Origin of the sequence: Serratia sp. CY82433 (assembly GCF_052166535.1) — a bacterium.
Lineage (GTDB): Bacteria > Pseudomonadota > Gammaproteobacteria > Enterobacterales > Enterobacteriaceae > Serratia > Serratia sarumanii.
On record NZ_JBJNOR010000003.1, the window covers coordinates 162,347 to 183,762 of the forward strand.

20 protein-coding genes are annotated in these 21,416 nt (G+C 60.4%); 12 read left to right on the forward strand and 8 right to left on the reverse strand.

Going from position 1 to position 21,416, the window contains the following annotated elements; all coding sequences use genetic code 11:
* Window positions 1-7 precede the first annotated feature (7 nt).
* Together kdsD and ACJ8PI_RS17005 are read right to left on the reverse strand one after the other, a co-directional pair.
* Window positions 8-994 (reverse strand): arabinose-5-phosphate isomerase KdsD, encoded by a 987-nt coding sequence (gene kdsD / locus ACJ8PI_RS17000; protein ID WP_033636133.1) that lies wholly within the window; start codon window positions 992-994, stop codon window positions 8-10.
* Window positions 995-1,010: 16 nt separating this feature from the next.
* On the reverse strand, window positions 1,011-1,988 hold the full coding sequence (locus ACJ8PI_RS17005) for a calcium/sodium antiporter (RefSeq protein WP_025160120.1): 978 nt from the start codon (window positions 1,986-1,988) through the stop codon (window positions 1,011-1,013).
* 303 nt (window positions 1,989-2,291) lie between these two features.
* Between ACJ8PI_RS17005 and mlaF the strand changes: the two genes are divergently transcribed.
* From mlaF to murA, 7 genes are all read left to right on the forward strand, one after another.
* Complete coding sequence (gene mlaF / locus ACJ8PI_RS17010) at window positions 2,292-3,107, forward strand: phospholipid ABC transporter ATP-binding protein MlaF (protein WP_028127533.1); 816 nt, start codon at window positions 2,292-2,294, stop codon at window positions 3,105-3,107.
* A gap of 4 nt (window positions 3,108-3,111) precedes the next feature.
* Window positions 3,112-3,894 (forward strand): lipid asymmetry maintenance ABC transporter permease subunit MlaE, encoded by a 783-nt coding sequence (gene mlaE, locus ACJ8PI_RS17015; RefSeq protein WP_004937059.1) that lies wholly within the window; start codon window positions 3,112-3,114, stop codon window positions 3,892-3,894.
* A 4-nt stretch (window positions 3,895-3,898) separates the two neighbouring features.
* Entirely contained in the window at window positions 3,899-4,447 is a 549-nt protein-coding gene (gene mlaD / locus ACJ8PI_RS17020; protein WP_164134678.1) for an outer membrane lipid asymmetry maintenance protein MlaD, read from the forward strand.
* Between the two features lie 14 nt (window positions 4,448-4,461).
* Window positions 4,462-5,091, forward strand: a complete 630-nt coding sequence (gene mlaC, locus ACJ8PI_RS17025) for a phospholipid-binding protein MlaC (RefSeq protein ID WP_033636128.1) — start codon at window positions 4,462-4,464, stop codon at window positions 5,089-5,091.
* Window positions 5,091-5,393: a lipid asymmetry maintenance protein MlaB gene (mlaB, locus tag ACJ8PI_RS17030; protein WP_016930202.1), complete on the forward strand. Its 303-nt coding sequence runs from the start codon at window positions 5,091-5,093 to the stop codon at window positions 5,391-5,393. The genes mlaC and mlaB overlap by 1 nt, the downstream gene beginning before the upstream one ends.
* Window positions 5,394-5,533: 140 nt before the next feature.
* A complete protein-coding gene (gene ibaG / locus ACJ8PI_RS17035; protein ID WP_004937066.1) occupies window positions 5,534-5,788 on the forward strand; it encodes a BolA family iron metabolism protein IbaG in 255 nt (84 codons plus the stop codon).
* A gap of 55 nt (window positions 5,789-5,843) precedes the next feature.
* On the forward strand, window positions 5,844-7,103 hold the full coding sequence (gene murA, locus ACJ8PI_RS17040; RefSeq protein WP_004937068.1) for a UDP-N-acetylglucosamine 1-carboxyvinyltransferase: 1,260 nt from the start codon (window positions 5,844-5,846) through the stop codon (window positions 7,101-7,103).
* A gap of 71 nt (window positions 7,104-7,174) precedes the next feature.
* Here murA and degS read toward each other — a convergent pair whose 3' ends face one another.
* From degS to zapG, 3 genes are all read right to left on the reverse strand, one after another.
* A complete protein-coding gene (gene degS / locus ACJ8PI_RS17045; protein ID WP_033636127.1) occupies window positions 7,175-8,233 on the reverse strand; it encodes an outer membrane-stress sensor serine endopeptidase DegS in 1,059 nt (352 codons plus the stop codon).
* 88 nt (window positions 8,234-8,321) lie between these two features.
* The gene (gene degQ / locus ACJ8PI_RS17050; RefSeq protein WP_033636125.1) at window positions 8,322-9,692 is read right to left on the reverse strand and encodes a serine endoprotease DegQ; all 1,371 of its coding nucleotides are present in this window, start codon (window positions 9,690-9,692) and stop codon (window positions 8,322-8,324) included.
* A gap of 180 nt (window positions 9,693-9,872) precedes the next feature.
* Window positions 9,873-10,274, reverse strand: coding sequence for a Z-ring associated protein ZapG (gene zapG / locus ACJ8PI_RS17055; protein ID WP_004937074.1), 402 nt, complete (start codon window positions 10,272-10,274; stop codon window positions 9,873-9,875).
* Window positions 10,275-10,505: 231 nt separating this feature from the next.
* Here zapG and zapE point away from each other — a divergent pair, with 231 nt between their 5' ends.
* The 5 genes from zapE to sspB all read left to right on the forward strand — a co-directional run bounded on the left by zapE (window position 10,506) and on the right by sspB (window position 14,206).
* Complete coding sequence (gene zapE / locus ACJ8PI_RS17060; RefSeq protein WP_033648999.1) at window positions 10,506-11,633, forward strand: cell division protein ZapE; 1,128 nt, start codon at window positions 10,506-10,508, stop codon at window positions 11,631-11,633.
* Window positions 11,634-11,897: 264 nt separating this feature from the next.
* Entirely contained in the window at window positions 11,898-12,326 is a 429-nt protein-coding gene (rplM, locus tag ACJ8PI_RS17065) for a 50S ribosomal protein L13 (protein ID WP_004937079.1), read from the forward strand.
* Between the two features lie 15 nt (window positions 12,327-12,341).
* A complete protein-coding gene (gene rpsI, locus ACJ8PI_RS17070; RefSeq protein ID WP_004937080.1) occupies window positions 12,342-12,734 on the forward strand; it encodes a 30S ribosomal protein S9 in 393 nt (130 codons plus the stop codon).
* A gap of 324 nt (window positions 12,735-13,058) precedes the next feature.
* A complete protein-coding gene (gene sspA / locus ACJ8PI_RS17075; RefSeq protein ID WP_025304366.1) occupies window positions 13,059-13,700 on the forward strand; it encodes a stringent starvation protein SspA in 642 nt (213 codons plus the stop codon).
* A 5-nt stretch (window positions 13,701-13,705) separates the two neighbouring features.
* The gene (gene sspB / locus ACJ8PI_RS17080; protein WP_004937084.1) at window positions 13,706-14,206 is read left to right on the forward strand and encodes a ClpXP protease specificity-enhancing factor; all 501 of its coding nucleotides are present in this window, start codon (window positions 13,706-13,708) and stop codon (window positions 14,204-14,206) included.
* Between the two features lie 62 nt (window positions 14,207-14,268).
* Here sspB and ACJ8PI_RS17085 read toward each other — a convergent pair whose 3' ends face one another.
* The 3 genes from ACJ8PI_RS17085 to gltB form a co-directional block, all read right to left on the reverse strand.
* Entirely contained in the window at window positions 14,269-14,748 is a 480-nt protein-coding gene (locus ACJ8PI_RS17085; protein ID WP_033649000.1) for a hypothetical protein, read from the reverse strand.
* A 165-nt stretch (window positions 14,749-14,913) separates the two neighbouring features.
* On the reverse strand, window positions 14,914-16,332 hold the full coding sequence (locus tag ACJ8PI_RS17090; RefSeq protein ID WP_033649001.1) for a glutamate synthase small subunit: 1,419 nt from the start codon (window positions 16,330-16,332) through the stop codon (window positions 14,914-14,916).
* A gap of 14 nt (window positions 16,333-16,346) precedes the next feature.
* Window positions 16,347-20,807 (reverse strand): glutamate synthase large subunit, encoded by a 4,461-nt coding sequence (gene gltB / locus ACJ8PI_RS17095; protein WP_039569401.1) that lies wholly within the window; start codon window positions 20,805-20,807, stop codon window positions 16,347-16,349.
* Window positions 20,808-21,416 lie beyond the last annotated feature (609 nt).

Consider the following 21,416-nt stretch of genomic DNA (forward strand, 5'->3'; position numbering starts at 1 on the left):
TCCTTAATTAAACGACGCCGGCGCGCAGCATGTCATGCATATGTACCACACCCAGCAACTGGTCGCCATCGGCAACCAGCAGCGCGGTGATGTGGCGTTGTTGCATCAGGTTCAATGCATCGACCGCCAGGATGTTGGGGCGCACCCGTACGCCGCCCGGCGTCATGACGTCGGCGATCTTCGCCTCGTGCAGGTTGATGCCCATGTCGAATACCCGGCGCAGGTCGCCGTCGGTGAAGATGCCGGCGATTTTCATCAAATCGTCGCAAATCACCGTCAGGCCCAGATTTTTGCGGGTAATTTCCAGCAGCGCGTCGCGCAACGAGGCGTCGGCGCTGACGTGGGGCATTTCGTCGCCGCTGTGCATGATATCGCTAACCCGCAGCAGCAGTTTGCGGCCGAGTGCGCCGCCCGGATGCGACAGCGCGAAATCTTCCTGCGTGAAACCGCGCGCCTTCAGCAGCGCGACGGCCAGCGCATCGCCCATCACCAGCGTGGCGGTGGTGCTGGTGGTCGGCGCCAGCCCCAGCGGGCAGGCTTCCTGCGGCACCTTGATGCACAGGTGGATATCCGCCGCCTTGCCCATCGAGCTTTCCGGATTGTTGGTCATACAGATGAGGGTGATCTGCTGGCGTTTCAATACCGGGATCAGCGCCAGGATCTCGCTGGACTCGCCGGAGTTGGAGATGGCGAGCACGATGTCCTGTGGGGTGACCATGCCCAAATCGCCATGGCTGGCCTCCGCCGGGTGAACGAAGAATGAGGGCGTGCCGGTGCTGGCGAAGGTCGCGGCGATCTTGCAGCCGATATGGCCGGATTTGCCCATGCCCATCACCACCACTTTGCCGCCGCAGGCGGCGATCGTTTCGCAGGCGCGGGTGAAGTCTGCGTTGATGTAGCTGTCGAGCTGAGCCAGCCCTTCACGCTCTATCTGAAGCACTTCTTTGCCGGCCTGCTGAAAATCGAAGCCCGGTTGCAACTCAATGTTCGACATACTCATTCCCGTCGGTTTAGCCGAAAGTACTGAAAGGGTTAAAGAACAGCACCGCAAGATACGCAATAAAGCCACATAATAACAGAGCGCCCGCCAGGTGACCGATGCGATGCTTGCGGCCGATGCACAGTACGCTCAGCAGCACGCTGGCCGCCAGCATCACCCAGTAATCGCGCTGGAAGGCGGCGGCGTCTACGCTGCCCGGCGACAGCAGGGCGGGGACGCCCAGCACGATCACCGTGTTGAAAATATTGGAGCCGATGATATTTCCAATCGCCATATCATCCTCGCCCTTCAGCGCCCCGGCGATGGAGGTAGCCAATTCGGGCAGGCTGGTGCCGATGGCGATAATGGTCAAGCCGACCACCAGTTCGCTCAGGCCGAAATAGTGCGCAATCACCGTCGCGTTATCGACCACCATTCTGGAAGAGAGCGGCAGAATGATAAACGCCAGCACCAGCCACAGCACCGCCACGGTGTTGCTGCTGTCCTGCGGCAGCTCGGCGATCTGCTCCATGGTCAGGCTGTCGCTGCCCTCGCGCTGCGCCAGCCGGGCGATTTTCAGCATCAGCAGGATGAAGCCGGCGGCGGCGGCCAGCAGCAGCACGCCGTCCAGCCTGCTCAGGGTGCCGTCCATCAACACGAAACCGCACAATACTGTGACCGCTAACATCAACGGCAGTTCGCGCCGCAGTATCTCGGAACGCGCGGCCAGCGGGTGAATCAGCGCCGCCACACCCAGGATCAATAAGATGTTGGTGATGTTGGAACCTAATACGTTGCCAACGGCCATATCTATCTGCCCGTTCAGCGCGGCGGTGGTGGACACGATCAGCTCCGGCAGCGAAGTGCCGATGCCGACGATGGTCATGCCGATGATCAACGGCGGGACGCCGAGCGAGCGGGAAATCACGGCAGCACCATAAACTAAGCGGTCTGCACCATACACCAGTAGAAATAAACCAACGATTAATAATGCTATCGCGAGAAACATGCAGGGTCCTTTGTCGGGTATTATCCCGGTTCGTTGGTTAAAGCCGTCAATGCGGCGGTATTGCTTGCCCTCCGTTGCGCGCGCGTGAGCCGCAGCAACGGTTTTTCCCGGCTAATAGTTGAACAGTTTCGTTTTTTTTCGTTATGGCGCCAATTTTGACCGGGTGGCGCGGAAAAGTAAAACCAATGGCACCATTGGTTGCGAAATGGCAGTAAGTTTTTGTAAAGATGAGACGGATTGCGCCCATTGCTTTAACATCACGGGTAGATTCAGCAAAAGATGAGTCGTAAAGGGTCCATTAACATGCTCCAAAAGGCAGATAATTTGGTCGAAGTGCGCGACATGAGCTTCTCGCGCGGCGACCGACGGATATTTGAAGACATCAACCTGACGGTGCCTCGCGGTAAGGTCACGGCGATCATGGGGCCATCGGGCATCGGCAAAACCACGCTGCTGCGCCTGATAGGCGGCCAGCTGGCGCCGGACAGCGGGGAGATTTGGTTCGACGGCGACAACATTCCCGCGTTGTCCCGCCGTCAGTTATACGACGCGCGCAAAAAGATGAGCATGCTGTTCCAGTCGGGCGCGCTGTTCACCGATTTGACCGTGTTCGAAAACGTGGCCTACCCGCTGCGCGAGCACAGCAACCTGCCTGAACCCCTGCTGCGCAGCACGGTGCTGATGAAGCTGGAAGCGGTGGGGCTGCGCGGCGCGGCCCAGCTGATGCCCAATGAGCTTTCCGGCGGCATGGCGCGCCGGGCGGCGTTGGCGCGCGCGATCGCGCTGGACCCTGAGATGATCATGTTCGACGAACCTTTCGTCGGCCAGGATCCGATCACCATGGGGGTGCTGGTCAAGCTGATCGACGAGCTGAACCATGCGCTGGGCATTACCTGCATCGTGGTGTCGCACGACGTGCCGGAGGTGCTGAGCATCGCCGACTACGCCTACATCGTGGCCGATCACCGGGTGATCGCCGAAGGCACCACGCAGCAATTGCAGAACAATCCTGATGCGCGCGTGCGCCAGTTCCTGGATGGTATAGCGGATGGGCCGGTGCCGTTCCGCTATCCGGCCGGGGATTATCAGACCGAACTGCTAGGCTTAGGGAGTAAATAAGCTCATGTTATTAAGAGCGTTAGCGTCCTTGGGGCGCAGTGGCATCAACACCAGCGCCAGCTTCGGCCGCGCCGGGTTGATGCTGTTCAACGCGTTGATTGGCCGGCCGGAACCCGGCAAGCAGTGGCCGCTGTTGTTGAAACAGCTCTACAGCGTCGGCGTGCAGTCGCTGCTGATCATCATGGTCTCCGGGCTGTTCATCGGCATGGTGCTGGGCCTGCAGGGCTATATCGTGCTCACCACCTACAGCGCCGAGGCCAGCCTCGGCATGATGGTGGCGCTGTCGCTGCTGCGCGAGCTGGGGCCGGTGGTGACGGCGCTGCTGTTCGCCGGCCGCGCCGGTTCCGCGCTGACGGCGGAAATCGGCCTGATGAAGGCGACGGAGCAGATCTCCAGCCTGGAGATGATGGCGGTCGATCCGCTGCGGCGCATCGTGGCGCCGCGCTTCTGGGCGGGGCTGATCAGCATGCCGCTGTTGACCATCATTTTCGTGGCGATCGGCATCTGGGGCGGCTCGGTGGTCGGCGTGGACTGGAAGGGCATCGACAGCGGCTTCTTCTGGTCGGCGATGCAGGGCGCCGTAGAGTGGAAAAAAGATCTGCTCAACTGCCTGATCAAAAGCGTGGTATTCGCCATTACCGTAACCTGGATTGCCATTTTCAACGGGTACGACGCCGTGCCTACCTCTGAAGGGATTAGCCGGGCGACGACGCGTACCGTGGTGCATTCGTCACTGGCGGTGTTGGGATTGGATTTCGTGCTGACAGCACTGATGTTTGGGAATTGATTCGATGCAAACGAAGAAGAGTGAAATCTGGGTTGGGGCATTTATGCTGATCGCGCTGTGCGCCATCGTGTTTATCTGCCTGCAGGTGGCGAACCTTAAATCGATCGGCAGCGAGCCGACCTACCGCATTTACGCGACGTTCGACAACATCGGCGGCCTGAAACCGCGTTCGCCGGTGAAGATCGGTGGCGTGGTGATCGGCCGCGTGGCGGACATCGAGCTCGATCCGAAAACCTACACGCCGCGCGTGGCGCTGGATATCCAGAAAAAGTACGACCAAATCCCGGATACCAGCTCGCTGGCGATCCGCACCTCCGGCCTGCTGGGCGAGCAATATCTGGCGCTTAACGTGGGCTTCGAAGATCCTGATATGGGCACCGCCATCCTGAAAGACGGTGGCACCATTCAGGACACCAAATCAGCCATGGTTCTGGAAGACCTGATCGGCCAGTTCCTGTATAAAAGCGGCGGTCAGGACAGCGCCAAACCGGGAGACGCGGCCGCTGAGCCGGCTGCCGGTGCCGCACCGCAACCCGCTGTTCCAAATCATTAAGAGAGGATACCTGCATGTTTAAACGTTTACTGATGGTGGCTCTGCTGGTGGTTGCACCGCTGGCGAGCGCAGCCGACCAAACCAATCCTTACAGCATGATGCAAGAAGCGGCGCAGAAGACCTTCAGCCGTTTGAAGAATGAACAGCCGAAGATCAAGCAGGACCCGAACTACCTGCGTTCCATCGTGCATCAGGAACTGATGCCGTTCGTGCAGGTGAAATACGCCGGCGCGCTGGTGCTGGGCCGTTACTATAAAGAGGCGACGCCTGCACAGCGCGAAGCTTACTTCACCGCCTTCCAGGCTTACCTGGAGCAGGCTTACGGCCAGGCGCTGGCGATGTATCACGGCCAGACTTACCAGATCGCGCCTGAACAGCCGCTGGGCAATGCCGACATCGTGGCCATTCGCGTCACCATCATCGACAACGGCGGCCGCCCGCCGGTGCGTCTGGATTTCCAATGGCGCAAGAACAGCAAAACCGGCTACTGGCAGGCCTATGACATGATCGCCGAAGGCGTCAGCATGATCACCACCAAGCAGAACGAGTGGGCGTCCACGCTGCGTACTCAGGGCATCGACGGCCTGACCAAACAGCTGCAGGCCGCCGCCGCGCAGCCTATCACGCTGGACAAGAAAAACTGATGTCGGCAGCGCTCAGCTTCGAATCAGAGCAGCAGACGCTGATCCTGCGCGGTGAACTGGACCGGGAAACGCTGCAGCCGCTGTGGCGGCAGCGCGACGCGCTGATGGCGGATAAAACCGCGATCGACGTGGCGCAACTGCAGCGCGTAGACTCCGCCGGGCTGGCACTGTTGCTGCATCTGCAGGAAGAGCAGCGCGAGCGCGGCGTCGCGCTGAAAATTTTCGGCGCCACCGAGCGCCTGAAAACGCTGATTGCGCTCTACAACCTGCAGGCGATAATGCCTGTCGATACCGCCGGTTAGCGGCGTTTTACGCCGCCCTTACGTGGTAAAACGATACAAAGCCCCTGTTATGCAGGGGCTTTTTCTTTAGTTTAAGAAAACATCGTATTCCACTAAGATACTAGGCTGTTTATGATCCTTTAGCGGCAGAACTGGATACTATGGAAACCAACGAGATTAAAGACGTGCTGATGCAGGCATTGGCACTGGATGAAGTACATGTGACGGGCGACGGCAGCCATTTTCAGGCGATCGTGGTCGGCGAATTGTTCGCCGGCATGAGCCGCGTCAAAAAACAGCAGACGGTTTACGCACCGCTGATGGAATACATTGCGGACAACCGCATTCATGCCTTGTCTATCAAGGCGTACACCCCTGAAGAGTGGCAGCGAGACCGCAAACTCAACGGATTTTAAGGCTGTTTGCCCTGCCGGGCGGGCAGCTTCAGATTAGATAACAGAGAGTAGTCAGATGGATAAATTTCGTGTGCAGGGTCGGACTCGCCTGAGCGGTGAAGTGTCTATTTCCGGGGCCAAAAACGCCGCCCTGCCGATCCTGTTCGCCGCCCTGTTGGCGGAAGAGCCGGTCGAGCTGCAGAATGTCCCCAAACTGAAGGACATCGACACCACCATTAAACTACTCAACCAGTTGGGTACCAAGATTGAGCGCAACGGTTCTGTCTTCGTGGACGCCAGCGGCGTGAACGAGTTCTGCGCCCCTTACGATCTGGTGAAAACCATGCGCGCTTCCATCTGGGCGCTGGGGCCGCTGGTGGCGCGTTTCGGCCGCGGTCAGGTTTCCCTGCCGGGCGGCTGTGCGATCGGCGCGCGTCCGGTCGATCTGCACATCACCGGCCTCGAGCAGCTGGGTGCCGAGATCAAGCTGGAAGAAGGCTACGTCAAGGCGTCCGTCGAGGGCCGCCTGAAGGGCGCGCACATCGTCATGGACAAGGTGAGCGTGGGCGCGACCGTGACCATCATGAGCGCCGCGACCCTGGCGACCGGCACCACCGTTATCGAGAACGCCGCGCGTGAGCCGGAAATTGTCGATACCGCCAACTTCCTCAATACGCTGGGCGCGAAGATCAGCGGCGCCGGCAGCGACAAGATCACCATCGAGGGCGTCGAGCGTCTGGGCGGCGGCGTGTACCGCGTGCTGCCTGACCGCATCGAGACCGGCACCTTCCTGATCGCCGCCGCGGTTTCCGGCGGCAAAGTGATGTGCCGCAACACTCGTCCGGACACACTGGATGCGGTGCTGGCCAAGTTGCGCGAAGCCGGTGCCGATATCGAAGTGGGCGAAGACTGGATCAGCCTGGACATGCACGGCAAACGCCCGAAAGCGGTCACCGTGCGCACCGCGCCGCACCCGGGCTTCCCGACCGACATGCAGGCCCAGTTCAGCCTGCTGAACCTGGTGGCGGAAGGCACCGGCGTCATCACCGAGACCATCTTCGAAAACCGCTTCATGCACGTGCCGGAACTGATCCGCATGGGCGCGCACGCGGAAATCGAGAGCAACACCGTGATCTGCCACGGCGTTGAGCAGCTGTCCGGCGCTCAGGTGATGGCGACCGATCTGCGCGCTTCCGCCAGCCTGGTGATCGCCGGCTGCATCGCCGACGGCGTGACCGTCGTCGATCGTATCTACCACATCGATCGCGGCTATGAGCGTATTGAAGACAAGCTGCGCGCGCTGGGTGCGAACATCGAGCGCGTGAAAGGCGAGTAAGCCATTAGCGCCGGCGCGGCTGCGTCGGCAGGATGAAAATCAAAGGGCCGGCTATCAATGCCGGCCCTTTTTTAATTATTGTCTTCCGGGAATTCGCCCACCGTCATTTTCAACGTAATGCGTTTGCCGTCGCGCAGCACGATAACCGGTATCTCGGTGCCCGGCCTGATCTCCGCCACCTGATCCATGGTCTCCAGCACGGACACCGCCGGTTTGTTATCCACGTTGATGATGATGTCGTTGATCTGGAAACCGGCGCTGCTCGCCGGGCCGTTCGGCGTGATTTCGGTCACGATGATGCCCTGCAGGCGATCGATGCCGGAATTGGAGGAACGCAGCGGAATGATCTCCTTACCCTGAATGCCGAAATAGCCGCGGATAACGCGGCCGTCGCGGATCAGCTTGTCCATGATTTTGGTGGCCAGTTCGATCGGAATGGCGAAGCCGAGGCCCTCCGGCGTTTCGCCGTCGGTGATTTTGTCATAGGTCAGGGTATTGATGCCGATCAGCTCGCCCAGCGAGTTGACCAGCGCGCCGCCGGAGTTGCCGCGGTTGATTGAGGCATCGGTCTGCAGGAATGTCTGCCGGCCGGTGGTGCTCATACTGATGCGCCCGGTGGCGCTGAGGATGCCCTGAGTCACGGTCTGCCCCAGGTTGTACGGGTTGCCGATTGCCAGCACCACGTCGCCGACGTGGGCAACGCGATTTTTATTGGTCGGGATCACCGGCAGGTTGCCGGGATCGATCTTCAGCACCGCCAAATCGGTCAGGCCGTCGGAGCCGACCAGCAGCGCTTCGTAGCGGCGGCCATCCTGCAACACCACGGTGATCTGCTGAGCGTCTTTGATCACGTGGCGGTTGGTGATGATATAGCCGCGTTCGTTCATGATCACGCCGGAACCGAGCGACAGCACGTTGGCGGCGCCGTTCAGGTTGCGGTTGTAGATGTTCACCACGGCGGGCGCGGCGCGGCGCACCGCTTTGTTGTAGCTCACCGGCGTTTCGTCGCTGGTATTCTCGGTTTTCTCTGCAAACAGGCCGTTGGAAGAGCGCAGCACGGGCAGAGCGGCCAACAGCAGGCCGGCAACGATGAGACCGATAACGACAGAACGCAAGAGCTTAGCAAACATGGAGTTTTCGTGGTGTGGTGAACGATGTTCGGAGGATAGCATGAGTTAACCGGGCGCAGTATGTCACCGAGCCCGGTTTTTGCACAAATTAACGCAGCAGCAGATAAATGGTTTCGTTACCGCGCACGATATTGAGCGCCATCACCGGCGGTTTGGCTTCCAGCACCTTGCGCAGCGCGGTGATGCTGTCCACGCGCTGGCGGTTGACGCCGATGATCACGTCGCCTTTTTGCAGGCCGATTTGCGCCGCCGTCGAGCCTTTATCCACGTTCTCCACCTTCACGCCCTTGTCGCCGCTCGGCAGCGCACCGTTGCTGAGGGAAACCCCCTGCAGCGCCGGCGACAGCGTTTCGGCATTGGTCGAGGCGCTCTCGCTGTTGTCCAGCGTGACCGAGACTTCCTGCGGTTTGCCGTCGCGCAGCAGGCCCACCTTGAGGGTTTTGCCCGGCGCGGTGGTGCCGACCTTGGCGCGCAGTTCGGCGAAGCTGTTCACCGGCTTGCCGTCGACGGAAACCAGAATATCCCCGGCTTTGATGCCGGCCTTGGCGGCGGCGGATTTCGGCAGCACTTCGCTGACGAAGGCGCCGCGCTGCGCGTCGGTGTTGAAGGCTTTGGCCATGTCCGGGGTCATTTCACTGCCCTTGATGCCGAGCAGGCCGCGTTTCACTTCGCCGAATTCGATCAGCTGCTGGCTCAGGTTCTGCGCCATATTGCTCGGAATGGCGAAGCCGATGCCGACGTTGCCGCCGCTCGGCGCCAGAATGGCGGTATTGATGCCGATCAGCTCGCCGTTCAGGTTGACCAATGCGCCGCCGGAGTTGCCGCGGTTGATCGAGGCGTCGGTCTGAATGAAGTTTTCCAGCCCTTCCAGATTCAGGCCGGTGCGGCCCAATGCCGAGATGATGCCGGAGGTGGCGGTTTGGCCCAGGCCAAACGGGTTGCCGACCGCCACGGCGAAGTCGCCGACGCGCAGCTGATCGGAATCGGCCATCTTGATGGCGGTCAGGTTTTTGGTGTCGCTGAGCTGCAGCAGGGCGATGTCGGATTGCTCATCACGGCCGACCAGTTTGGCGTCCAGTTCGCGGCCGTCGTTCAACTGCACGCGGATTTTATCGGCGTTGTTGATGACGTGGTTGTTGGTCAGCACGTAGCCTTTGGCAGCGTCGATGATGACGCCGGAGCCCAGCCCTTCAAACGGGCGAGAGCTCTGCTGCTGACCGGGGAAATTGGGGCCGAAGAAGCGTCTGAACTCTTCCGGCAGCTGTTGACGCTGCACCTGGGTGCCGGCGACATGCACGCTCACGACGGCGGGCAAGACTTTTTCCAGCATCGGCGCCAGGCTCGGCAGCGGCTGCCCCTGAACGGCGACGGGCAGGGCCGCGTTGGCCACCGGTGCGGCGCTGAGCGCCAGGCCGAGGCTCATTGCCAATGCACTAAGAATTAACGACTTTTTCTTCATTGATGATAACTCTCTCAATACCTGCCGATGAAAATTTGATGATAAGGCAATCACCTTGTCATAGTGAAGGGTAAGACCGTGAATTTGCGTGCAAAGTTCAGTAAAGGTAATGCGAAGGAAGGTCAATAAGGTACAAACGGGGTTAAACCCGCGGGTGGCCCCGCGGGTGAAGAAGGGATATCAGTCGCGGCGCGCGCTTTGGCCGCGCAGCAGGCCGGAGGCCCCTTCAGAATAGTCGCGCGGCATTTCCACCGGCGCCTGATCGTTGTCCGCTTCCGCTTCGGTCAGGCGATAGCGGAACGGGTTCTCCTGCATCGGCAGATCCGGCAGCAGGTTGTTGGAGCTTTTCGCCATGTGCTGATACAGCTGACGATAATCGCGCGCCATGTTGTCCAGCAGCTCGGCGCTGCGGGCAAAGTGGCCGACCAGCTCCTGACGGTACTCTTCCAGCTCGGTTTTGCTCTTGTCCAGCTCGTTCTGCAGGACTTGTTGTTGACGTAATTTACGGTTGCCAAAACGCATCGCCACCGCACCAATCACGATACCGACGACCAAACCAATCAGCGCATACTCCCAGGTCATGATGACTCCTATTTTGACTTCGTTGTTCCGCAGGGATTTTTCACTTAATAATATCCACTATAACCGTTAACCTTGTCAGAGTGGAATCCTGATGCGCTTCCACCCAGTGTTTACAGGGTTTTCAGCGGCGCCCGCAGCGGGCATTTGTGGCGATAACGGTGCGAATCGGCATCAACTTGCCGCCAACGTTGGCTAAATAATTTCTAAGCGTTCTTAGGGAACATCGAACAGATGCAGGCACTATCACCGTTATCTCGCTACCAGCAGGCGCTGGAGGCGGGGGAATATCAGGCCGATGAGGTTCAACGCCGGGCCGTCACTCAACTGGATCGCATTTATCAGGCCTTGCTGCAAAAACCGGCGGCGAGCGCGCCGGCCGGCGGGCTGCGCGGCAAGCTCAGCCGTTTGCTGGGCAAAGGCGGCGAAACGGCGCCGCAGCGCCCGGTGCAGGGGCTGTATATGTGGGGCGGCGTCGGGCGCGGCAAAACCTGGTTGATGGACATGTTCTTCCACAGCCTGCCGGGCGATCGCAAAATGCGTCTGCACTTCCACCGCTTCATGCTGCGGGTGCATGAAGAGCTGACCGAGCTGCAAGGGCGGGAAAACCCACTGGACATCGTCGCCGACGGCTTCAAGGCCGAAACCGACGTATTGTGCTTCGACGAATTCTTCGTGTCTGACATCACCGACGCCATGCTGCTGGCCACGCTGCTGCAGGCGCTGTTCGCCCGCGGCATCACGCTGGTGGCTACGTCGAACATCCCGCCGGACGATCTGTATCGCAACGGCCTGCAGCGGGCGCGTTTCCTGCCGGCTATCGATCTGATCAACGAGTTCTGCGACGTGATGAACGTCGACGCCGGCATCGACTATCGTCTGCGCACCCTGACCCAGGCTCACCTCTATCTGACGCCGCTGAACGACCAGACGCGCGCGACCCTGGATCGGATGTTCGTCAAACTGGCGGGCAAGGCGGGGGAGGAGGCGCCGGTGCTGCAGATCAACCATCGGCCGCTGCAGGCCATTCGTTCGGTGGACGGCGTGCTGGCGGTGGATTTCCACACGCTGTGCGAAGAGGCGCGCAGCCAGCTGGATTACATTGCGCTGTCGCGGCTGTATCACAGCGTGATCCTGTATAATGTGCAGGTGATGGGGCCGCTGAAAGAGAATACCGCGCGCCGTTTCCTGGCGCTGGTGGATGAATTCTACGAGCGGCACGTCAAGCTGGTGATCGGCGCCGAGGCGTCGATGTTCGAGATCTACCAAGGGGAACGGCTTAAGTTCGAGTACCAGCGCTGCCTGTCGCGCCTGCAGGAAATGCAGAGCGAAGAGTACCTCAAGCTGCCGCATCTGCCCTGAGTCCGCCGGGCCTATCGCCGGTTGCCTGCCGCCGGCGATAAATTTATTTTCCATTCAAAAACCGTTCGATCTTTGTGAGCGACTTCTCTATAATCTTGCGACCCCACGTTACAACAAAGTTTTTTTTCCCAAAAACTTTATAGTGCCGGCAATGGCTATTCGAAGGGGTAGGTTTGCTGGACTTGTATGGTCGTGTGAGCCTCAACTGTTTTCGAGCGTTTGGGTGTTCACCAACGTGTAACTAATTATTGGGTAAGCTTTCTAATGAAAACTTTTACAGCTAAACCAGAAACCGTAAAACGCGACTGGTACGTTGTTGATGCAGATGGTAAAACTTTAGGCCGTCTCGCTACTGAACTGGCTCGTCGCCTGCGCGGCAAGCATAAAGCGGAATACACCCCGCACGTGGATACCGGTGATTACATCATCGTTCTGAACGCTGACAAAGTTGCTGTAACCGGCAACAAGCGTACAGACAAAGTGTACTACCACCACACCGGCCACATCGGTGGTATCAAGCAAGCGACCTTTGAAGAGATGATTGCCCGCCGTCCTGAGCGCGTGATTGAAATCGCGGTTAAAGGCATGCTGCCAAAGGGCCCGCTGGGTCGTGCTATGTTCCGTAAACTGAAAGTTTACGCGGGCACCGAGCACAATCACGCGGCACAGCAACCGCAAGTTCTGGACATTTAATCGGGATTAATGGCAATGGCTGAAAATCAATACTACGGCACTGGTCGCCGCAAAAGCTCCGCCGCTCGCGTCTTCATCAAGCCGGGCAACGGTAACATCGTTATCAACCAGCGCAGCCTGGAACAGTACTTCGGTCGCGAAACTGCCCGCATGGTAGTTCGTCAGCCGCTGGAACTGGTCGACATGGTTGGCAAACTGGATCTGTACATCACCGTTAAAGGTGGTGGTATCTCCGGTCAAGCTGGCGCTATCCGTCACGGTATTACCCGTGCACTGATGGAATACGATGAGACTCTGCGTTCTGAACTGCGTAAAGCTGGCTTCGTCACCCGTGACGCTCGTCAGGTTGAACGTAAGAAAGTCGGTCTGCGTAAAGCACGTCGTCGTCCGCAGTTCTCCAAGCGTTAATTTTCGCTGCTTCGGCAGTGCGATTTACGCAAAAACCCGGTGCTTCACCGGGTTTTTTTATGCCTGAAATCCGCCATCCCCGACTAAAATCTGTGGCATATCAGACAATTCAACATGAATTCGCCGCACCGCCCCCACAAAACAAGCAAAATCTGGTAAACTATCACCCACTTTTGCGCCTGTTCGCCGTGCAGTTGACCCCCTGGGCCGGTTTTTCATGGGCTCGGGTCGCGCTGCGTGCTGCCGGCCTGCGGCAAGATTATTCAGGATAGCAGCCTGTCAGTTGGCTATTCGCAGTATTTTCTAGATAACTTGGAGGTTTTCATGGCTGTCGCTGCCAACAAACGTTCGGTAATGACGCTGTTCTCTGGCCCGACCGACATTTTTAGCCATCAAGTACGCATCGTACTGGCGGAGAAAGGTGTCAGCGTCGAGATCGAGCAGGTCGAAATGGATAACCTGCCGCAAGATCTGATTGACCTCAACCCTTACCAGACGGTGCCTACGCTGGTCGATCGCGAACTGACCCTGTATGAATCCCGCATCATCATGGAATACCTGGATGAGCGTTTCCCGCACCCGCCGCTGATGCCGGTTTACCCGGTTGCCCGTGGCGAGAGCCGTCTGATGATGCTGCGCATCGAGAAGAACTGGTACTCGCTGATGGACAAGATCGAGAAGAGCAGCGGCCAGGAAGCGGAATCCGCCCGTCGCCAACTGCGTGAAGAGCTGCTGGCGATCGCGCCGATCTTCGGTCAGACGCCGTATTTCATGAGCGAAGAGTTCAGCCTGGTGGATTGCTACCTGGCGCCGCTGTTGTGGCGTCTGCCGCAGCTGGGCATCGAATTGAGCGGTGCCGGCTCCAAAGAGCTGAAAGGCTACATGACCCGCGTCTTCGAACGCGACGCCTTCCTGGCTTCCCTGACCGAAGCCGAGCGTGAAATGCGCCTGCAGACCCGGGGCTAAGCGCGATGGACATGTCTCAGATGACGCCGCGTCGCCCGTATCTGCTGCGGGCGTTCTACGACTGGCTGCTGGATAACCAGCTGACGCCGCACCTGGTGGTCGACGTGACTCGCCCGGACGTGCAGGTGCCGATGGAGTTCGCGCGTGACGGCCAGATCGTGCTGAATATCGCGCCGCGGGCGGTAGGCAACCTGGCGTTGGGCAACGAAGACGTGCAGTTCAACGCGCGCTTCGGCGGCGTGCCGCGTCAGGTTTCGGTGCCGATGGCCGCCGTGTTGGCGATCTATGCGCGTGAAAACGGTGCCGGCACGATGTTCGAACCGGAAGCCGCCTACGACGAGAGCGAAGGCGTGTTCGAAGGCCTGGACAATGAGACGATCCCTTCGGAAACGCTGATGTCCGTGATCGACGGCGATCGCCCGGACACCGCGGAAGACAACGGCCCGGACGACGAACCGCCGCAGCCGCCGCGCGGTGGCCGCCCGGCGCTGCGCGTGGTGAAATAAGCCCGCGCGAACAAACGAAAAAGCACCCTATGGGGTGCTTTTTTTTGCCCGGCAGAAATGAATCAGCCTTTCAAGGCGGCAATGCAGGCATCGCGCGGCGCGCTGAGATCGCCTACGCGCACGGTGGACAAGGCGCGGGTTGCGCGCTGGCGGAAACTGGTGACGGCGGTGTCGCCTTGCACTTCCGGCGGCGCGGTGCAAATGTCATTGAGCGGCAGATCGTTGCCTTTGTTGAGCGCCTGCAACACCGCCGCCGGATTGTAGATCAGGGCGGCGGAGAGGGCCGATTTGATGCCGGCGGTAAAGCCGGCATTGCCGCCGCCGGCCAGCTTGGGCGCCAGGGCAATCCAATTGTCGTCCCCCAGCCGGATGCTGTTTTCCACGGCGTTGAACTGCCCGGCCTTGCCTAACTGAGCCACGACCGGCCGCGCGCCGCGCGCTTCGATATTGTAACCAACCTCCTGCGAATCCAGCGCCATGGCTGAAGCGCTGAAACTGACGGCCAGCAGCGCGCCGGCCAACAGGGAAATGGAGCATTTCATGTTCGCTATCCTTATCTCGGTGTCAGGCGCAGCCGCGCCCCGCAATGGTGCCAACTCAATACTATAGCGCGTTGAGACGGTGAGGAGAGGGGGAGGGGTGACAAAGCGTGGCAGGCTAAAAACGGAGGCCCGGCAATATGCCGGGCCTCCGATGGTACGGAAGGTTTACACTTCCAGGTAGTTCATGATGCCATCTGCCGCTTTGCGGCCTTCGGCAATCGCTGTCACCACCAGGTCGGAGCCGCGCACCGCGTCACCGCCGGCGAAAATTTTCGGGTTGCTGGTCTGGAACGCGTTGTCGCTGCCCTCCGGCGCCAGGATGCGGCCCTGTTTATCGAGCTGCACGTCGTGCGCCGCCAGCCAGTCCATGCGGTGCGGGCGGAAGCCGAACGCCATCACCACCGCGTCCGCGTCGATCACGTGTTCGGAACCCGGTACCTGCTCCGCCGCCTGACGGCCGTTGGCATCCGGCGCGCCCAGCTGGGTGCGCACCATTTTCACCCCGGCCACGCGGCCGGCGCTGTTCAGTTCGATGCTCAGCGGCTGCAGGTTGAACTGGAAGTCCACCCCTTCTTCCCGGGCGTTCTTCACTTCGCGCTTGGAGCCCGGCATGTTGGCTTCGTCGCGGCGGTAGGCGCAGATGACCTGCGTCGCGCCCTGGCGCACCGAGGTGCGCACGCAGTCCATGGCGGTATCACCGCCGCCCAGCACCACCACCCGCTTGCCTTCCATGCTGACGTAAGGCTCGTGCTGATCGGCTTCATACCCCATCAGCTGCTTGGTGTTGGCGATCAGGAACGGCAGCGCGTCGTACACGCCCTGCGCTTCCTCGTTCTCCAGGCCGCCGCGCATCGACTGATAGGTGCCGACGCCGAGGAATACCGCATCGTACTCGCTCAGCAAGGTCTCCATGCTGACGTCTTTGCCCACTTCGGTGTTCAGCTGGAACTCGATGCCCATCTCGCTGAAAATGCCGCGGCGTTTGACCATCACTTCCTTTTCCAGCTTGAAGGCCGGGATGCCGAAGGTCAGCAGGCCGCCGATCTCAGGATGACGGTCATACACCACCGCTTTGACGCCGTTGCGGGTCAGCACGTCGGCGCAGGCCAGCCCGGCGGGGCCGGCGCCGACGATCGCCACGCGCTTGCCGGTCGGCTGCACGTGTGACATGTCCGGCTTCCAGCCCATTTCGATGGCCTTATCGCTGATGTAGCGCTCGATATTGCCGATGGTGACCGCGCCGAACTCGTCGTTCAGGGTGCAGGAGCCTTCGCACAGGCGATCCTGCGGGCACACGCGGCCGCACACTTCCGGCAGGCTGTTGGTCTGATGCGCCAGGTCCGCCGCTTCCATGATGCGGCCTTCGTTGGCCAGCTTCAGCCAGTTCGGGATGTAGTTGTGCACCGGGCACTTCCACTCGCAATACGGGTTGCCGCAGGACAGACAGCGGTCCGCCTGGGCCTTGGCCTGGGTTTCCGAAAACGGTTCGTAGATCTCGACGAACTCGATTTTGCGGATCTTCAGCGGTTTCTTTGGCGGATCAACACGCTGCAGGTCGATAAATTGATAAACGTTCTGGCTCATTAATGACCTACCTCTTACTGCGCCTGCACCCGCAGCTCGGCTGCGGAACGGCTACGGTGACCCAACAGCGCTTTGACATCGCTGGACTTCGGTTTGACCAGGGCGAACTTCGGCGCCCACTCCGGCCAGTTGGCCAGGATCTCTTCCGCGCGGGAAGAGCCGGTCGCCTGCACGTGTTCGGTGATCAGGCCGCGCAGGTGCTCCTCATGGATCGCCAGCTGATCGACATCCAGCACTTCCACCAGCTCCGGGTTCACGCGCTTGCGGAACTCGCCGTCTTCGTCCAGCACGTAGGCGAAGCCGCCGGTCATGCCCGCACCGAAGTTGATGCCGGTTTTACCCAGCACGCAGACGATGCCGCCGGTCATGTATTCGCAGCCGTTGTCGCCGATGCCTTCCACCACGGTGATGGCGCCGGAGTTGCGCACCGCGAAGCGTTCGCCCGCGCGGCCGGCGGCGAACAGTTTGCCGCCGGTGGCGCCGTACAGGCAGGTGTTGCCGACGATGCTGGCTTCATGGCTGCGGAAGGCGGAGCCGATCGGCGGACGCACCGCGATGCTGCCGCCGGCCATGCCTTTGCCGACATAGTCGTTGGCGTCGCCGGTCAGGGTCAGCTCGACGCCGCCGGCGTTCCAGACGCCGAAGCTCTGCCCGGCGGTGCCGGAGAAGTGCGCCTTGATCGGATCGGCCGCCATGCCCTGATCGCCGTGCACGTCGGCGATTGCGCCGGACAGCATGGCGCCCACGGAGCGGTCGGTGTTGCGAATGTCGAAGTAGAAGGTTTTACCCTGCTTCGCTTCGATATGCGGCTGCGCCTGCGCCAGCAGCTCTTTGTTCAGCAGGCCCTTGTCGAACGCCGGGTTGCTGCTTTCGGTGCAGTACACCGCTTTGCCCGGATGCGGCGTGGCGGTTTTCAGCAGCGGCGCCAGATCCAGCTTGTTCTGCTTGGCGGAAATGCCGTCCAGCTCGGTCAGGAACTCGGTGCGGCCGATCAGATCCACCAGCTGGCTCACGCCCAGCTGCGCCATGATCTCGCGGGTTTCACGCGCGATAAACTGGAAGTAATTCGTCACGCGTTCCGGCAGGCCGTGGTAGTGATCGCGGCGCAGCTTGTCGTCCTGAGTCGCGACGCCGGTCGCGCAGTTGTTGAGGTGACAGATGCGCAGGTATTTACAGCCCAGCGCCACCATCGGCCCGGTGCCGAAGCCGAAGCTTTCCGCGCCCAGGATCGCCGCCTTGACGATGTCGACGCCGGTTTTCAGGCCGCCGTCCACCTGCAGGCGGATCTTGTGGCGCAGGCCGTTGGCCACCAGCGCCTGCTGGGTTTCCACCAGGCCCAGCTCCCACGGACAGCCGGCGTATTTCACCGAGGACAGCGGGCTGGCGCCGGTGCCGCCGTCGTAACCGGCGATGGTGATCAGATCGGCATAGGCTTTCGCCACGCCGGTGGCGATGGTGCCGACGCCCGGCTCGGACACCAGTTTCACCGAGATCACCGCTTTCGGGTTGACCTGCTTCAGGTCGAAGATCAGCTGCGCCAGATCTTCGATCGAGTAGATGTCGTGGTGCGGCGGCGGGGAGATCAGCGTTACGCCCGGCACCGAGTAACGCAGTCTGGCGATGTACGGAGTCACCTTGTCGCCCGGCAGCTGGCCGCCTTCGCCCGGTTTGGCGCCCTGCGCCACCTTAATCTGGATCACGTCGGCGTTCACCAGGTAGGCCGGCGTCACGCCGAAGCGGCCGGAGGCCACCTGTTTGATGCGCGACACCTTGTTGGTGCGGTAGCGCGCCGGATCTTCGCCGCCTTCGCCGGAGTTGGAGAAGCCGCCGAGGCCGTTCATGGCGATCGCCAGCGACTCGTGCGCTTCCGGGCTCAGTGCGCCGATCGACATCGCCGCGGTGTCGAAGCGTTTGAACAGCGACTCCGCTGGTTCAACCTGATCGACCGGGATCGGTTCGCCTTTCGGCGTGATGGCCAGCAGATCGCGCAGCATGGCGACCGGCCGCTCGTTCACCAGCTTGGCGTAGGCCTGATAGTCGCTATATTCCCCGCTGTGTACCGCTTTTTGCAGCGAGTTCACCACGTCCGGGTTGTAGGCGTGGTATTCGCCGCCGTGCACGAATTTCAGCAGGCCGCCTTGCTCCAGCGGTTTGCGTTTCAGCCAGGCGCGCTTGGAAAGGTTCTGCAGATCCTGCTGGAAGTCGCTGAAGCTGGCGCCGCCGATGCGGCTGACCACGCCCTGGAAGCACAGATCCGCCAGATCGCGATGCAGGCCGACCGCTTCGAACAGCTTGGAGCAGCGGTAAGAGGCGATGGTCGAGATGCCCATTTTGGACATGATCTTGTACAGGCCTTTATTGATGCCGTTGCGGTAGTTCAGCATCACGTCGCGGTATTTCTTGTCGATCGCCTGGCTGTCCACCAGCTTGGCCAGGGTTTCATAGGCCAGGTACGGGTAGATGGCGGTCGCGCCGAAGCCGAGCAGCACGGCGAAGTGGTGCGGATCGCGGGCGCTGGCGGTTTCAACAATCAGGTTGGCGTCGCAGCGCAGGCTTTTCTCTACCAGGCGGGTTTGCACGGCGCCAACGGCCATCGGGGCCGGGACCGGCAGGCGGCCGGGCGCGATGGCGCGGTCGGACAGCACCAACAGCACCGCGCCTTCGCGCACCTTGCGTTCCGCTTCGTCGCACAGGGCGCGAATGGTCTGCTCCAGATCCTGCTGCTGCGGATCGAAGGTCAGATCGAGCGTCTCGGCGCGATAGTATTCGCCTTCCAGCGTGGTGAGCTGTTTGAAATCGGAGTACAGCAGGATCGGCGATTTGAAGCTCAGGCGGTGCGCCTGGCCTTCGGCTTCGCAGAACACGTTCATTTCACGGCCGATGCTGGTGGCCAGCGACATGACGTGCGCTTCGCGCAGCGGATCGATCGGCGGGTTGGTGACCTGCGCGAACTGCTGGCGGAAATAGTCGTAAACGATGCGCGGCCGGCTGGAGAGCACGGCGAACGGGGTATCGTCGCCCATCGAACCGGTGGCTTCCTGGCCGATCTCGCCCAGCACGCGGATCACCTGATCCAGCTCTTCGCTGCTGTAGCCGAACTGTTTCTGGTAGGTTTCGAGCTGCGCGTCGTCGAGTTCGCGGCTGCCGACCTGATCGTCCGGCAGATCTTCGAATGGCACCAGGCGTTTGACGTTTTTCTCCATCCACTCTTTATACGGGTGGCGGCTTTTCAGATCGTTGTCGGTTTCCGCCGAGTGCAGGATGCGGCCGCTGCGGGTGTCGATCACCATCAGCTCGCCGGGGCCGACGCGGCCTTTTTCCACCACTTCATCCGGCTGGTAATCCCAGATGCCGACTTCGGAGGCGCAGGTGATCAGCTTGTCTTTGGTGATCACATAGCGCGCCGGGCGCAGGCCGTTGCGATCGAGGTTACAGGCGGCGTAGCGGCCGTCGGACATCACGATGCCGGCCGGGCCGTCCCACGGCTCCATGTGCATCGAGTTGAAGTCGAAGAAGGCGCGCAGATCGCCGTCCATGTCCGGGTTGTTCTGCCAGGCCGGCGGCACCAGCAGGCGCATGGCGCGGATGAGATCCATCCCGCCCGCCAGCAGCAGCTCCAGCATGTTGTCCAGCGAGCTGGAGTCGGAGCCGGTTTCGTTGACGAACGGCGCGGCGGCCTGCAGATCCGGGATCAGCGGCGTTTGGAATTTGTAGGTACGGGCACGCGCCCATTGGCGGTTGCCGGTGATGGTGTTGATTTCGCCGTTGTGCGCCAGGTAGCGGAACGGCTGCGCCAGCGGCCAGCGCGGCACGGTGTTGGTGGAGAAGCGCTGGTGGAACAGGCAAATGGCCGATTCCAGGCGCAGGTCCGCCAGATCGAGATAGAAGCGCGGCAGATCCGCAGGCATGCACAGGCCTTTATAGATCGTCACCAGATTGGAGAAGCTGCAGACGTAGAAGCTGTTGTCCTGCACGCGTTTCTCGATGCGGCGGCGCGCCACGAACAGGCGGCGCTCCATATCGCGCGGGCGCCAGCCGGCCGGGGCGTTAACGAAGATTTGCTCGATGCGCGGCAGGGAGGAGAGGGCGATTTCACCCAGCACGTCCGGGTTGGTTGGCACTTCGCGCCAGCCGACGATCGACAGCGTTTCGTTTTGCAGCTCTTCTTCCACGATGCGGCGGCTGAGGCGCGCTTCCTCTTCATTCTGGCTGAGGAACATCATGCCGACGGCGTAGTTCTTGGCCAAACGCCAGCCGCGCTCTTCCGCCACCATGCGGAAGAAGCGATCGGGTTTTTGCAGCAACAGGCCGCAGCCGTCGCCGGTCTTGCCGTCGGCCAGGATCGCGCCGCGGTGCTGCATGCGGGCCAGCGCGTGAATGGCGGTGCGCACCACCTTGTGGCTAGGTTCGCCTTCTATGTGGGCGATCAGGCCGAAACCACAGTTGTCCCTCTCTTGGGATTTATCGTACAACATATCGTGAACCTCCCCAGGCTCTGCGTGACTCTCACAACCTACTGCGAGGGGGCTTCCCAATTTCAGGCAGAAGTCCAATCAGCAAGTTAACCCCGCCAATCTGCTTTTCCGCCCTCCATCAATGGCCTCTCGTGACGGTCTCACAAGTGGTATAGGACTTGTTTTAAGAGGGAGTCTTCAATTACTGCATAAATATGACGAGACGTTTGCCCGTCCAGAAAGCTTCCAGCGGACTTCCAACTTAGCGAGAAAGAATTCGCAGGTCAAATGTGGGCTTAAGATAGATTCTTATTGAATTTATGGTATTTATTTATTTGAAAAATAAGGTTTTTAATGCATTTTTGCACTATCGTGGGGCAACGCCGATCCCCGCAGAAGTGTGAGCTGTCTCACTATAGTGCAACCCCTTAATCTCTGCACCATGCTAGTGCGGGGGTTAATGGCAGAGTTTTATTCTATAAGATATTGCTTAGTTGATGTTTATGACTATTTTTCACCGTGTTGTCATATTGCCGTTAACGGTTGCGTGACGATTAGAATAATTCATCAGAATTATAGTGAATTTATTTGCGGTTATGATGAATAGTTATGCCTGGTGGCGCCTTGCGG